The sequence below is a fragment of the Zavarzinia sp. CC-PAN008 genome, from assembly GCF_051903925.1.
Lineage (GTDB): Bacteria > Pseudomonadota > Alphaproteobacteria > Zavarziniales > Zavarziniaceae.
In genome coordinates this window covers 747279-761333 of sequence record NZ_CP173678.1, presented here as the reverse complement: position 1 = coordinate 761333, position 14055 = coordinate 747279, and the positions used below count along the sequence as shown (strand labels likewise).

Annotated in this window: 9 protein-coding genes; 8 read left to right on the top strand and 1 reads right to left on the bottom strand. The window is 70.4% G+C overall.

Annotated features, from left to right (window positions below; genetic code table 11):
* Positions 1-24: 24 nt before the first annotated feature.
* From copM to ACI6GS_RS03670, 8 genes are all read left to right on the top strand, one after another.
* Complete coding sequence (gene copM / locus ACI6GS_RS03705) at positions 25-387, top strand: CopM family metallochaperone (RefSeq protein ID WP_439816430.1); 363 nt, start codon at positions 25-27, stop codon at positions 385-387.
* 417 nt (positions 388-804) lie between these two features.
* Positions 805-2118: a nucleotide sugar dehydrogenase gene (locus ACI6GS_RS03700; protein WP_439816429.1), complete on the top strand. Its 1314-nt coding sequence runs from the start codon at positions 805-807 to the stop codon at positions 2116-2118.
* 33 nt (positions 2119-2151) lie between these two features.
* Positions 2152-3654 carry a glycosyltransferase gene (locus tag ACI6GS_RS03695; RefSeq protein ID WP_439816428.1) on the top strand — a complete coding sequence of 501 codons (1503 nt, stop codon included), beginning with the start codon at positions 2152-2154 and terminating at the stop codon, positions 3652-3654.
* Positions 3651-4835, top strand: coding sequence for a hypothetical protein (locus tag ACI6GS_RS03690; RefSeq protein ID WP_439816427.1), 1185 nt, complete (start codon positions 3651-3653; stop codon positions 4833-4835). Before ACI6GS_RS03695 ends, ACI6GS_RS03690 begins: the two co-directional genes overlap by 4 nt.
* Positions 4836-4849: 14 nt before the next feature.
* Positions 4850-6283: a mannose-1-phosphate guanylyltransferase/mannose-6-phosphate isomerase gene (locus ACI6GS_RS03685; RefSeq protein ID WP_439816426.1), complete on the top strand. Its 1434-nt coding sequence runs from the start codon at positions 4850-4852 to the stop codon at positions 6281-6283.
* A 26-nt stretch (positions 6284-6309) separates the two neighbouring features.
* Positions 6310-10089 carry a right-handed parallel beta-helix repeat-containing protein gene (locus ACI6GS_RS03680; RefSeq protein ID WP_439816425.1) on the top strand — a complete coding sequence of 1260 codons (3780 nt, stop codon included), beginning with the start codon at positions 6310-6312 and terminating at the stop codon, positions 10087-10089.
* Positions 10086-12233, top strand: a complete 2148-nt coding sequence (locus ACI6GS_RS03675) for a tetratricopeptide repeat protein (protein WP_439816424.1) — start codon at positions 10086-10088, stop codon at positions 12231-12233. The genes ACI6GS_RS03680 and ACI6GS_RS03675 overlap by 4 nt, the downstream gene beginning before the upstream one ends.
* Positions 12234-12259: 26 nt before the next feature.
* Complete coding sequence (locus ACI6GS_RS03670; protein ID WP_439816423.1) at positions 12260-13402, top strand: alginate lyase family protein; 1143 nt, start codon at positions 12260-12262, stop codon at positions 13400-13402.
* Between the two features lie 10 nt (positions 13403-13412).
* Here the strand turns inward: ACI6GS_RS03670 and ACI6GS_RS03665 are convergent, their stop codons facing one another.
* Positions 13413-13823 (bottom strand): hypothetical protein, encoded by a 411-nt coding sequence (locus ACI6GS_RS03665; RefSeq protein WP_439816422.1) that lies wholly within the window; start codon positions 13821-13823, stop codon positions 13413-13415.
* Positions 13824-14055 lie beyond the last annotated feature (232 nt).

Genomic DNA, 14055 nt, shown 5'->3' with positions numbered 1-14055 from the left:
TTCCGAGCAAGACAGGAGCAGTCGATGCGTAACAGGTTGATGGGACTGGGCGTGGCCATCCTTGCCCTTGGTGCCGGCTTCGTCGCGTTGCAATCCAGCGGCAGCCAGGCAGCGGCCGAACCCGGACCCGTGGCCAAGGCGTATGGCGCCGCCATGCACAAGATGCACGCCGACATGCCGATGACCTTCAGCGAGGATGCCGACTACGAGTTCGTCGTCGGCATGATCCCGCACCACCAGGGGGCCGTCGACATGGCCAAGGTGGTGCTGCAATACGGCAAGGATCCGGACGTGCGGAAACTGGCCGAGGAGGTGATCGTGGCGCAGGAGCGCGAGATTGCCTGGATGAAGGCCTGGCTGGAGAAGCACCCCAAACCGGCACCCTGAGCCGCAGATCGCCGCCCCCCTCCCGTCTCGCGCGGCGGGTTGGGGGGTGCACAGGCCGCCCGCGTTGCCTCCGCGGCCACCCCCACGTCATCGCGTTCGATCACGTGGAACGCAGATCAGCCGAAACGGTTGGACCGCATACTGACGCACATGCTGCGGCGCGGTCACAGCTTGATCGCGTGATCACAGAGATGTCTCACAAAATAGGAAAAGGGCAAAAAGGTGATCCCGGAGAGGGAGTTACCTCTGGGCGGCTCGTGGCGATAATCTACAAATATCTCAATATACGGAAAAGTCGGTTTAAATTTCGCTTGACTTATATCGCACCGCAGCAAGAGCATGGTTAGCAAGTGCTTAACCGGCCTGCCCAGGGGGCGGCGGGGGCGCTGCGGGTGACACAAACACATTGAGGCCGGTATGAAGCTCAGCGTTTTCGGCATCGGCTATGTTGGTGCAGTGACTTCCGCCTGCCTGGCCCGGGACGGCTATCCCGTCATCGCGGTCGACCCCAACGCGGACAAGGTCGCCATGATCGAGAAGGGCCTGGCCCCGATCGTGGAGCCGGGGCTTGACGAGCTGATCCAGGACGCGGTGCAGGCCGGGCGCCTGGCCGCCACCGACGATGCCGCCTTCGCCATTGCCAACAGCGACCTGTCGTTCATCTGCGTGGGCACGCCCAGCCTGCTGAACGGCAACCTGGACCTCAGCTATGTCGCCCGGGTGTGCGAGGAGATCGGCACGGCACTGGCGGCCAAGGACGATTTCCACTCGATCGTCGTGCGCAGCACGATGCTGCCCGGCTCGATGGACGCGACCGTCATCAAGCTGCTGGAGCACTATTCAGGCAAGAAGGCGGGCAAGGGGTTCGGCATCGCCATCTATCCTGAGTTCCTGCGCGAAAGCACGGCGATCAAGGACTATGACTTCCCCGCCGTGGTCGTGATCGGGCGCCTGGACGACATCACGCTGGAGCGCATCCGCGTCCTGAACTCCCGGATCGAGGCACCGGAATTCGTCACCGACTACGCCACGGCGGAAGCGATCAAGTACACGAACAATGCCTGGCACGCGGTCAAGATCGTCTTCGCCAACGAAGTCGGCAATGTGTGCAAGGCGCTGAACCTGGACGGGCACGAGGTCATGCGCGCGCTGTGCATGGACAACAAGCTCAACATCTCGTCCGCCTACATGAAACCGGGCTTCGCCTATGGCGGCTCGTGCCTGCCCAAGGACCTGCGCGCCCTGCGCTACAAGGCGCGGCAGCTGGACGTCGCCCTGCCCATGCTGGAGGCGGCGGCCGAGTCGAACGAGCGGCAGATCGCGCGCGCCTTCGACATGATCGCGGCCCAGGGCAAGCGGCGCGTCGGCATGCTGGGCCTCAGCTTCAAGGCGGGCACCGACGACCTGCGCGAAAGCCCGCTGCTGGAAGTGGCCGAGCGCCTGCATGGCAAGGGCTACGACCTGCGGATCTATGACCCCAACGTGCATTATTCGTCGCTGAAGGGGGCCAACCTGCAGTTCGTGCGCTCGCACCTGCCGCACCTGTCGTCGCTGATGGTCCCCACGCCCGAGATCGTGGTCGACCATGCCGAGACGCTGGTGATCGGCAATGGCGACCCGCGCTTCAGCACCGCGCTGGAGGGGATGCGGCCGGAGCAGCAGGTGATCGACCTGGTCCGGGTCGGTGCCCTGGGCCGCTCGGCGCAGAACTATCACGGGATCTGCTGGTAAGCCCCAGGCCGTCCCGTCAGGGCCCGCGACGCCATGTTCGGCCTTGCCATCTATGCGCTGGTCCTGACCGTCCTGGTCCTGGCCACGCCCACCGACCTGTGGGATCCCGCCTCGCACCAGTTCATCTTCCTGATCGGGGCGGTGGCGGCCTGGCGCTATTCCTGGGGGGCGCTGCACCTGGTGCGCTCCCTGGTCTATCGCCTGGTGGTGTTCCCGCGCTGGCGCCGGCGGGCGGCGGCCCTGCCCGATGGCGGGCGGCCGCCGCACGTCTACCTGCTGCTGACCAGCTTCCGCATCGACACCGACACGACGTGGCGCGTCTACCGCGCCGCGATCGAGGAGGCAATCGCCTATGGCGCGCCGGCGACCATCGTCGCCTCCATCGTCGAGATGTCGGACCAGCGGCTGATCAAGGCGATCTTCGCGCGCGCCAACCCGCCGCCGCATGTCGAGCTGGCCTTCGTGCGGATCGCGGGCACTGGCAAGCGGGACGCCCTGGCCTTCGGCTTCCGGGCGATCTCGGCCCTGCGGCCGGCCGACAACGCCGTCGTCTGCGTCATCGACGGGGACACGATCCTGGAGCCTGGCCTGCTGGAGAAGTGTCTGCCGCTGTTCGACCTGTTTCCCAAGGCCGGCGCCCTGACGACGGACGAGGTCTGCGACGTCGAGGGCGCGCGCATCTTTCGCGAATGGTACGCGATGCGTTTCGCCCAGCGGCAGATCCTGATGTCGTCGCTGGGCCTGTCGCGCCGGGTGCTGACCCTGACCGGGCGCATGTCCGCCTTCCGCGCCCACCTGGTGACCGACCCTGAGTTCATCCGCACGGTCGAGGTCGACTATGTCGACCATTGGCGCCTGGGACGCTTCAAGTTCCTGACCGGCGACGACAAGTCGAGCTGGTTCCACCTGCTGCGCGACGGGTGGGAGATGCTCTACGTTCCCGACGCGCGCATCCGCACGGTGGAACATCCGCCCGACCCGCGCTTCGTGCCCGCGGCGACCATGCTGATGGTGCGCTGGTTCGGCAACATGCTGCGCACCAATGCCCGGGCGATCCGCCTGGGGCCGGGGCGGATGGGCCTGTTCGTCTGGTGGTGCATCCTCGACCAGCGCCTGTCCATGTGGACCAGCCTGGTGGGACCGGTCGCCGTCGCCGCGCTGACCATCACGCATGATGCGATGACGCTGCCGATCTACTTCCTGTGGATCGCCATCAGTCGCTACCTGCAGACGCTGATGCTGCTGACCGCGCGGCGCGACGTCTCCTGGTACTACCCGTTCCTGTTGTATTTCAACCAGATCTGGGGATCGGCCATCAAGACCTACATCCTGTTCCGCCTGGATCGCCAGAAATGGACGCGGCAGAAGACGACGACCGAGCGCGGCCTTTCGGCGCGCAAGGCCCAGGCCGTGGCCCTCGGCTCGGCCGGGATGCACGTCCTGACCTGCACGTCCTTCGTGCTTCTGGTCTTTGCCCTGGTTGGCGCGCTTCCACCTCTCGACCTCCACCTCCTGACCAGCTTGGTGCCGCAATGAGCCAGACGATTAAGCTTGGGCGCGCGGCTGCGCCTGCTCCCCGGGTCGTTCACGAAGCCGAGACGCATCGCCAGCACATCCGCCTGCGGCTGCCCGTCGACATCTATTTCGATGGGGAGAAGCATGCCGCGGCCGACTGGTCCGTCGCCGGCTTCTCGGTCGACGGCGTGCGCAAGCCGCGCCGCCTGGGCGACACGTTCAACGTGCGCCTGTCCTTCCCGCTCGAGACCTATTCCTTCTCCCTGGATACCCAGGCGGAGGTGCGCTTCTTCGATGCGGCGACGGGTCGGATGGGCTGTCGCTTCCCGCGGCTCAGCCATGGCGACCTGTCCCTGCTGCGTTTCATGGTCGACGCCTACATCTCGGGCGAGGTCGTGAATGCCGGCGACCTTCTGGAAGTGGTGCAGCGCGACAGCTTCGTCGCCCCGCGCAAGCCGCCGCCGGTGCCGGTGCCGGCAACGCTCGGCGGCCGCGTCGCCCGGACGGCGCGCCGCGTAACCGCAGGCGTTGCGCTGGGCCTGGTGGGCCTGGGCCTGGCCGGCTATGTCGGCTATGCCGTCTACCAGCGGACCTTCGTCGTCACCTATGCCGGGACGGTGTCCAGCCCCGACGTGCAGCTGGTCCGCGCGCCAAAGGCCGGCGTCTTCCACAGCGCCAACCTGCGGGTGCAGCAGGATGTGACGCCGCAGACCGTGATCGCCACGATCGAGGGTGCGGACGGCATCGACACCAGCGTCGCCAGCACGTGCGACTGCTTCGTGGGCGCGGCACCGATCCCGGAGGGCAGCGTCGTCTCCCGCGGGGAGGTCGTCGCCATGCTGGTGCCGCGCGGAGGCGAAGCAGTCGCCTCGGTCCGCCTGCCCATCGAATCCGCCCGCAATGTCGAGGCAGGCGATCGCGCCTCGATCGAGACGTTCGACGGGACGCCGATCCGCTGGGGCTCCGTTCGCCGCGTCGAGCGCCACGCGCCGATCGAGAGCAGCAGCCTGACGCCGCTGTCAGCCTCGTTCGCGGTGGTCACGATCGTGCCCGACGCGCCGTTGCCGATCGCCAATGTGGGCGAGCCGGTGGACGTGCGCATCCACACCGCGCGGCTGACCGCCTTTGGCCTGGGCGTCGCCCCGCGCGAGGCGGTGGCCGCACCCGTTCATTCCGCATCCCTGCAAACGTCCGCCCGCTAGCGAGGTCCGTTGCCATGACCGAAGTGACGACCATCCAGCCTGTGATCCTGTGCGGCGGCAGCGGCACGCGGCTGTGGCCGCTGTCGCGGACCGACATGCCGAAGCAGCTGCTGCCGCTGGCCGGCGACCGGACGCTGTTGCAGGAGACGGCGGCGCGGGCGACTGGCCCCGCCTTTGCCGCGCCGATGCTGGTCGCCGCCATGGCGCACCGCTTCCAGGTCGTCTCGCAGCTTGAGGCGATCCAGGTCTCGGACTTCGAGCTGATCCTGGAGCCGTGCGCGCGCAACACGGCGCCGGCGATCGCGCTGGCGGCGCTGCGCGCCTGTGCCCGGGATGGCGAATCGCTACTGCTGGTCATGCCTGCCGACCACATGATCCGGCGCAACGATCACTTCCTGGCGGCAGTCGAACGCGCCACCCATGCCGCACGCCTGGGCCATATCGTGACCTTTGGCATCCAGCCGACGGAGCCGGCAACGGGCTTCGGCTACATCGTGGCCGATCGCGCCGGCCTGCTGGCGCCGGGTTGCGCCCGGGTCGAGCGCTTCGTCGAGAAGCCGGACCAGGAGACGGCGGCGGGCCTGATCGCTGCCGGCAACTGCTCGTGGAACGCCGGGATCTTCCTGCTGCGCGCGGATGTCTGCCTGTCGGAGATCGAGCGCCACGCGCCCGAGGTGCTGGCCGCGTGCGAGGCGGCGCTGGAGGCGGGCCGCGTCGCCGGCCGCTTCGTCGAACCGGCGGAAGCGGCGTTTGCCGCGGCCCCGTCCATCTCGATCGACCATGCGGTGATGGAGCGGACGGAGTTCGCGGCCGTGGCCCCCGTCGACATGGGGTGGAGCGACGTGGGTTCGTGGAGCGCGCTGTGGGATGTCTCAACCCGCGGGCCCAGCGACAATGTCGTGGTGGGCGACGTCATCGCGGAGGATGTCAGCGGCTCCTACCTGCGCTCAGACGGTGCGCTGCTGACCGTCTTTGGCGTGCAGAACCTGGTCGTGGTGCGGACCGGCGACGCCGTCCTGGTGGCCGGACGGGAGCGGTCGCAGGACCTGAAGCGCGTGGTCGAGCGCCTGGCCGCCGCCAAGCGGACGGAGGTCGCCAGCCACAGCGTCGTCACCCGGCCCTGGGGCACCTACCAGTCGATCGCGCAAGGCAACGGCTACCAGGTCAAGCGCATCATCGTGCGGCCGGGGCAGAAGCTTTCGATGCAGTACCACCATCACCGGGCCGAGCATTGGATCGTGGTGCGCGGCACCGCGCGGGTCACCTGCGACGACGAGGTCAAGCTCTACCAGGAGAACCAGTCGACCTTCATCCCGCTGGGCGCCTGCCATCGGCTGGAGAACCCGGGAAAGATCGACCTGGAACTGATCGAGGTCCAATCCGGCACCTATCTGGGCGAGGACGACATCGTCCGGGTGCAGGACGTCTACGGGCGCGCGGCCGAATAGTGGCGCCGCACAGGGAAGGGCCCGCGATGCCGAGCCGATCCACCTCCGCGCGGCGCCTGGCCGTGGGCGGCCTGCTGCTGGCCCTGGCCGCGGCGCCCGCCCTGGCGCAGGAGGCCCAGCCCACGCCCGACGCGGTTCAGGCCCTGGTCGCGTCCGCCGGCAGCGAGGGCGACCTGGAAAAGCGCCTGGACCTGCTGTTCCAGGCGCTTTCCGCCTATGACGAACTGCGCACGTCCGACCAGGCCGCCATGCCGGCGGTGGAGGAGCAGGCCGCAGCCGCGGCACTGGCCGTGCTGGACGATGCCCAGGCCTTCGCCCGCCTGGCGGAGGGCGACCGCGAGCGCCTGGCCCCGTTGATCGCCCGCCTGCCCGACCCCGTCCGCCGGGTCGACCGCTATGTCGTCCTGGCGCAGCGGCAGCTGGACCAGGGTGCGGCCGACGGTGCCGTGGACACCCTGTCCGAAGCCGCCGCCAACCTGGCCATGGTCGAGGGCGCGGCTGATCGCGACCGCCTGGCGCAGACGATCATCGAGCATGCGATCCGCAGCACGGCGACCGGACGCCAGCGCGCCTGGCTGCTGGCCCGCGACCTGGCCGATCCGGCGCTGCGCGGCCAATTGCTGCGCGCCGTGTCGAGCGCCCAGGTCATGGCGGGGGAGGCGGCGCCAGAGTTGCGCGAGGTGCTGGCCGGCGATCCGTCGCCATCGCGCGATGCTGCCCTGGCACTGGTCACGCAGTTCTATACGACGGCCAAGCGCCATGACCTGGCGCTTGCGGCGGCGCTGGGCGTCGGCGACGACAATGCGGCCCGGCGCGATGCGCTGCTGCTGGCGATCCTGACCGACCAGGTGCAGCGCCGGGCCGATCCCGAACTGATCCTGGCCCCCTATGTGATGGCCGATCCGGCGGCGCGCGACCGCGGGTTCGAAATGCTGGCCCTGGCGGCGGTCGAGCGTCGTCGCATCTCCATTGCCCGGCGGGCCGCGCTGGAGATCGCGCAGGACGCTGGTGCGGCCCGGGCCTGGGCCGCCATCGCGGGATATCTGGGCGCGCAGAACTATGCGTTGCAGATGGCCGATGCCGTCGCCCGGGCGGAAGCTTCGGCCGCTCGGGTGACGGATGCCGCGACGCGCAGCCTGCTGGCCCGCGACATCGGCCTGGCGGCGCTGCAGGGCGGCGATCTGACGACCGCGCGGCGCGCGCTGGCGGATGCCACCGGGGCCGAGCAGGTGGCCCTGCTGACCCAGCTGGCGCTGGCCCAGGCGGCCCAGGACCGGCCGCAGGACGCGCGCGAGACGATCGACCTGATCGCCGAACCCGCCGCGCGCGATGCCGCCCTGGTCGGGCTGGCGACGGCCTTTGCCGCGCGGGGCGAGGTGCCGGAGGCCGAGCGCGTCCGCGCCCAGGTCCGCGATCCCGCGCGCCAGGCCCTGGCCACGGTGCCGATCGCCCTGCGCCGCGCGCGAGAGCAGGGGGCGGGTGCCGCCCTGCCGCTGCTGCGACCGCTGGTCGGCGTGGCGGGGCAGGCGTCCGACCCGGTCGTCGCCGACACGCTGCGCCTCGGCCTGGCGGGTGCGCTGGCCATGCTGGGCGACACGGCGGCGGCCGACGGCCTGGCCACGGCCATCGCCGATCCGGCATTGAAGATCCAGGCCGTCGCGCGCATCGCCGCGGCGGAGGCGGCCCAGGGCCAGACCGATGCCGCCCAGGCGCGCATCGCGGCCGAGCAGGACCCGGAGCGACGCGCCGTCATCGCCCAGCAGGTGGCCCAGGCCATGGGCGAGGCTGGCGCCTTTCGCGAGGCGCTGGCCGTCGCCGACAGGATCACCGACTGGCGCCGGCGCGGCAGCGCGATGCGCTCCATCGCCGAGGATCACGCCCGGGCGCGCGATGTCTATGACCTGTTCCAGCGCGATGCCGATCCGCAGCCGGCGGTCATGGCCGCGGCCGAGGCGACGCGGCCGCCCGTGGCGCAGACCGACAGCTATGCGGTGCACCGCCTGCCCATTTCCACCCTGGGCGATACCGTACCCGCCCTGCCGCCGCTGAAGCGCTACACCGACTCCGCGATCCGCGCCCTGGTCCCCCCGGTCGATCCGGGCAAGGTCCACGTCGTGCCGCTGATCTATGACACCTATAACGAGAAGTTCGTCTCTGCCGTGCTGTACCGGCCGCGGCCGGAGGACGAGAGCGCCGTCCTGCTGGCGCCCGACGAGCGCTTTCCCCGCTATGTCTACCTGGAATCGGGGACGTTCGACCTGCCCGGCGTCGCCCGCCAGCTGGAGGCGCAGGGCCGCGCCGACCTCCTGGCCCAGGTGGGCAAGGTCTATACGCTGCGCGCGCCGCTGCTGATCGGGCCGCGTGCCTCCCTCGTCGTGTCGGGGGCCGATGTGGCGGAACTGCGCATGGACACCAATGCCGGCAGCTATGTCGTCAATGCCGGCAAGCTCTATGTCGCCGACACGGTCCTGCGCAGCTGGGACGCGGCGGCCCAGGCGACCAGCCTGCTGACCTATGAGACGCGGCGCACCTTCCGCCCCTTCCTCACGACCTGGAGCGGGTCCGAGCTCTATATTACCGGGACCCATGTCGACGGCCTGGGCTATGCCAATGGCAAGGCCTATGGCCTCAGCTACAGCGCCGGGCCCAAGCAGATCGTGCAGCCGCGCGGCGGCTATGCCCGCAGGCCCACCGGCGCGGTTGTCGACAGCCTGATCGAGCACAACTACTACGGCTTCTACAGCTACGAGGCGGACGACGTGGCCGTGGTGGGCACCGAACTGGCCCACAACCTGGTCTATGGCATCGATCCGCACGACCGGTCGCGCCGCCTGATCTTTGCCTATAACACCGCCCGCGCGAACGAGCACAAGCACGGGATCATCATCAGCCGGGAAGTCGACGACAGCTTCATCGTCGGCAATGTCAGCTATGGCAATGGCGGGTCGGGTATCATGATCGACCGAACCAGCGTCAACACGCTGGTCTATGCCAACCTGGTCTTCGACAACAAGGCCGACGGCATCACGCTTTACGAGAGCGCCTGCAACCTGGTCGCCGGCAACGTGGTCGAGGACAATGGCCGCGAAGGCATCAAGTTGCGCAACAGCTGGGATGTCGCCCTGTTCCGCAACGTGGTGCGGCGCAATTCGGGCAGTGGCGTCAACGCCTATGTCGCGGTGCTGGAACAGTCTTCCGCGGCGGAGACGCGCGACTTCGCGCTGGACCCCTATGTCCGCCACGGCTCCAGCGTGATGATCGGCAACGACTTCGCCGACAATGGCAAGGGCGGCATCTCCAGTAACGGCTTCAGCTGGCTGGCGCTGCGCGGCAACCGGGTGGAGGGGGCGGGCAACCGGACCCTCGCCGGGGACTTCAAGCACGCGGTGGGCAGCGCCGTTGCCGACTCCCCCACGGGCGTCGCGCTGGCGCTGAACTGCGCGGCCCCGCCGCCGCCCGCGACCTGCGCGCTGCGCGCCGGGGGCGTGTTCGCGGGCGATGCCCTGGCCTCGATCCTGGCGGCGCAGACGATGCCGGGGCCGGCCTGCACCGCGCAGGAGGCGCCGGCCGCGGCGCCCGACACGCTGGAGGATGCGGACCCGGCGGGGGCCGAGGTCGGCCCCGACGCGGCCGATGCCGGGACCGGCGGCGAGGTCTTGCCCGAGGATACGGCGGCACTCCCCGACCTTGACGAGGCCCTGGGCGACGATACGACCGCGGCCCTCCCCGAGCCGCCGCTGAACGAGGCGACGCACACGGCCACGGCGCACAGCAGCACGCTGCCCGCCTTCGGGGTGATCGAATGAGCAGCCTGGCCGACTGGGAAATCGCGGAGGGGCTGGTTGCGCGGCCCGCGGCACGGAACCAGGGTGCGGCATCCCTGCGCCGGGTGAGGGCGTGGCTGCTGCCGGTCTGTGCCGCAGGCCTGCTGGGCCTCTACGCCGCCGGTGCCTGGAGCCTGTTCGATCGCTATGCCTGGCACAGCGAGGACGCGCTGAAGGCAGCGACCGACGCGGCCCTGGACCGTGCCGCGGCCGAGCGCGGGGCGGCGGCGCTGGACATGGTCCGGACGGCGGCGGCGCGGGATCCGTCCTTTGCCGACTATGCGGTGGGGCGTGCGCTGTCGGCCGGCCTGGACCGACCGTCCGGCGCGGTCCCCGATTTCGAGGCGGCGGCCCGGTCCTTTGCCCAGGCGGCCGCGACACCCGGCCCGGGCCAGGCGCGGGCCAGCTATGAACTGGCCAACCTGATCGTTACCGGCCGCGTACAGGGCCGCACCCTGGGCGAGGCCGCGCGCCTGCTGGAACGCGCGGCCGACCAGCAGTACCGCCCGGCGCAATATGCCCTGGGACGCCTCTATGAACTGGGCCAGGGCGTGCGGCAGGACATCGGCCGTGCCGCGGCCCTGTACGAGAAGGCGCGCAACTCGATTCCCGATGCCGCCCTGGCCATGGCGTCGCTCTACCGCGCCGGCCGCATCGCGCCGCCCAGCAGCCGCGCCGTGGCGGACCAGGTCGACCTGGCGCTGTACCTCTACCGCCAGCGTGTCGAGCGCGGCTCGGTCGGGGCGATGCTGGCCTTGGCCGATCTCTATTCCAGCGGCACCTGGCTGACCCGGGACCCGGGGCAGGCCCTGTACTGGACCGAAAGGGCGGCCAATTCCGGCGACGGCGATGCACGCTTCCGGCTGGCCATGCTGCTGCGCCAGGCGGACGCCTCACCCGCTGCGGCGCAGCCCGACCTGGCGCGGTCCAACGGGCTGCTGACGGCCCTTGTGGCCGAGGGCGACCTGCGCGCCGTGGTCGAACTGGCGCTGGCCTATCGCGCGGGCAGGGGCGTCGACCTGGACACGGACCGTGCCACGGCCATGCTGCGCACCGCCGCGGCACGCGGCTCGATCGATGCCATGAACGCGCTGGCCCAGGGCTATGAACTGGGTCTGGGCGTGCGCCAGGATCCGCGCGCCGCGCTGACCTGGTGGCGCCGTGCGGCCGACGCGGGCAGCACCAGCGGTGCCTATGCGCTGGGCCTGGCCTATGCCGCGGGCGACGTGGTGCCAGGCGACGCCCGGGCCAGCTATGACTGGTTCAGGCTGGCGGCGCAGCGCGGGTCCAGCTCCGCCATGGTCCACGTGGCGCGCGCGCTGACCCGTGGCATCGGCGTGGCACCCGACCCGCGGGAGGCGACGGCCTGGCGCGTCCGCGCGGTGGAGGCGGGGGCCCGCCAGCCCGACCTGATGATGCTGGTCGCGCGCCAGTACCAGCGGGGCGAGCACGTCCAGCACGACGATTCCGCCGCCTTCGACTGGTACCTGCGCGCGGCCCAGATGGGCAAGCTGCGCGCCATGCTGGAGGTCGCCAATGCCTATGCCCAGGGCATTGGCGTGCGCCATGACCCGCGCGCGGCCCTGGACTGGTATCGCAGGGCCAGCGACCTGGGCTCTACCCAGGCGGTCAACCGGCTGGGCCGGGCCTATGCCGCGGGGTTCGGCGTGCCGCTGGACCGGCGCGGTGCATTCCGCGCCTTCCAGCAGAGCGCGCGCCAGGGCGACCCCGCCGGAATGTTCGAGACGGGTCGCGCCTATGCGATCGGCCTGGGGACGCCGGCCGATCCGGACCTGGCGCTGGCCTGGTGGCGCCGCGCGTCCGATGCCGGGGACAACCGCGCAATGACGGAAGTGGGCCAGGCCTATCTGCGCGGCTTCGGCGTGGCGCGCGATCCTGCCATGGCTGTCCGCTGGTTCCGGCGCGCGACCGAGGCCGGCAACGGCGAAGGTGCCTACCTGCTGGCCATGGCCCACCTGTCGGGCGTGGGCGTGCCCCAGGACCGGGAAGAGGGCGTGCGCCTGCTGTTCCGGGCCTGGGAGCAGAACTACGTGCGCGCCAAGATCGAGCTGGCCCGCCTGGGCCGCATGCCGCATCCCGGCGCCGCCGGCTTGCGGCAGCACTGACGGCACCGGCCATGCAGGCACCCGCGATGCGCAACGCCATCCTCCTGGCCGTCGCCCTAATGGCGTTCGGCGCTCTGCCGGCCCGGGCGGCGATCCAGCCGCCCTTCGCCGTGGCCGATGCCCGCCAGCGCTATGCGGAAAAGCCGGACGATGACTTCACCTGCAAGGCGCCGCCCCAGCCGGTGATGACGCTGCGCATGAACAGCCGCTATCGCCCCGATGTGCCGGGACGCGCCGATGTCGACCCCGCGGCCGAGCGCGCCTACGAGGAGGCGATGGCGCCCCTGCGCGCCTATGCCAAGGGATTGACCAAGCTGGCCAATACCTATGTCCGGTCGCAGCCGTCGGACCCGCGCCTGGCATCCTGCGTGCTCGACTGGCTCGACACCTGGGCCGCGGCCGGCGCGATGCAGGGCCCCGCGTCCTCGCAGGGGGAGGCGGCGCGCAAGTGGACGCTGGCGACGCTGGCGACAAGCTATCTGCAGGTCCGCGCCGAGCCGGGGCTCGACCCCGCGAAGCAGGCGCGGGTCCTGGCCTGGATCCGGGTCCTGGCGGACACGGCCCGGCACGACTACTCGACCGGGACCGACCGGGGCAGCCGCAACAACAACCACCTCTACTGGGCCGCGTGGGGCGTGGGGGCGGCCTCGGTCGTGCTGGACGACCGGGCGCTGTTCGACTGGGCGATGGCGGGCTACCGCCGCGGCATCGAACAGGTCGAGGCCGACGGCACCCTGCCGCTTGAGATGGCGCGCAAGCAGCGCGCGCTGGCCTATCACGTCTATGCGATCGGGCCGCTGGTCATGCTGGCGGAACTGGCGGCGGCCAATGGTGTCGGTCTCTATGGCGAACGCGACGGCGCCCTGCGCCGGCTGGTCGACGTGACCCTGTCCGGCCTGGACGACCCCAGCCTGTTCGCCGCGAAGTCGGGCCATGCCCAGGACATGGATGCTGCCTGGTCGCCGGGCCAGATGATGTGGCTGATCCCCTATGCCGGGCGCTTCCACGACGCCCGGGCCCTGGCCCTGATCGACAAGTTCCGGACTGTCCCCTCGACCCGGGTGGGCGGGGACACGCGCCTGCTCTATGGCGCGCTGCTGCGGATGACGGCCGCGAACGATCCCCGCCGCCAGGACGATTCCGGCGACGACGATGCGGGCGATGACTAGCGCGCCGCGGTCACGCCGTCTGGCCGCGCTCCAGGCCGACGACATTGTCCGCGCCCACCTGCTCGACGCTGAGGAACGCGTTCAGCAGGGCGCAGCCCGGCGTGCTGGCCTGGCGGAAGATCTCGGCCCCGCTGGCCATGGTGATCCCACCCAGCGCGATGCCGGGGCTGCGGCTGTCCCGGGCGTTGGCGATGAACAGCCGGGCGCTGGGATAGACCTTCTCGATCAGGACGATGGTCGCCTCGATCCAGGCCTTGGCATCGACCAGGCGCAGGAAGCGCAGCCATTCCTTGTCATAGATCGACGCCTTGCCCAGGTAGAGTTCCCAGCAGCGGACCAGCACGTCGGCGCGCAGCTCGTTGTCCGCCTCGATCTGGCGCAGGATCGCGGCCGCCTTGGGAATGCGCAGTTCGGCTGCCATGCCCCTGGACCCCTCGACCGCGCGCTCGCCCTCGGTCGCCACTGGTGCAACCCTTCCTTGTGCCAAACCTGGCCTCCCCGATCCGCCGAGACTAGCCCAAGCCATGCGGCAGTCGGCAAGCGAAAATCCGCTGGTTTCAGTACGACGCCGGGACCGTTGCTGGATTGCCAGCAACCCGCACGGGTGAATGACAGGCGCGGCCGGCGCCACGAGGTGCCCGGCGGCCGCAGCG

What these genes read in the sequence shown, in the direction of transcription:
- copM (WP_439816430.1), top strand. Translation starts at nt 25, where the DNA reads ATGCGTAACAGGTTGATGGGACTGGGCGTGGCCATCCTTGCCCTTGGT.
- ACI6GS_RS03700 (WP_439816429.1), top strand. Translation starts at nt 805, where the DNA reads ATGAAGCTCAGCGTTTTCGGCATCGGCTATGTTGGTGCAGTGACTTCC.
- ACI6GS_RS03695 (WP_439816428.1), top strand. Translation starts at nt 2,152, where the DNA reads ATGTTCGGCCTTGCCATCTATGCGCTGGTCCTGACCGTCCTGGTCCTG.
- ACI6GS_RS03690 (WP_439816427.1), top strand. Translation starts at nt 3,651, where the DNA reads ATGAGCCAGACGATTAAGCTTGGGCGCGCGGCTGCGCCTGCTCCCCGG.
- ACI6GS_RS03685 (WP_439816426.1), top strand. Translation starts at nt 4,850, where the DNA reads ATGACCGAAGTGACGACCATCCAGCCTGTGATCCTGTGCGGCGGCAGC.
- ACI6GS_RS03680 (WP_439816425.1), top strand. Translation starts at nt 6,310, where the DNA reads ATGCCGAGCCGATCCACCTCCGCGCGGCGCCTGGCCGTGGGCGGCCTG.
- ACI6GS_RS03675 (WP_439816424.1), top strand. Translation starts at nt 10,086, where the DNA reads ATGAGCAGCCTGGCCGACTGGGAAATCGCGGAGGGGCTGGTTGCGCGG.
- ACI6GS_RS03670 (WP_439816423.1), top strand. Translation starts at nt 12,260, where the DNA reads ATGCGCAACGCCATCCTCCTGGCCGTCGCCCTAATGGCGTTCGGCGCT.
- ACI6GS_RS03665 (WP_439816422.1), bottom strand. Translation starts at nt 13,823, where the DNA reads ATGGCAGCCGAACTGCGCATTCCCAAGGCGGCCGCGATCCTGCGCCAG.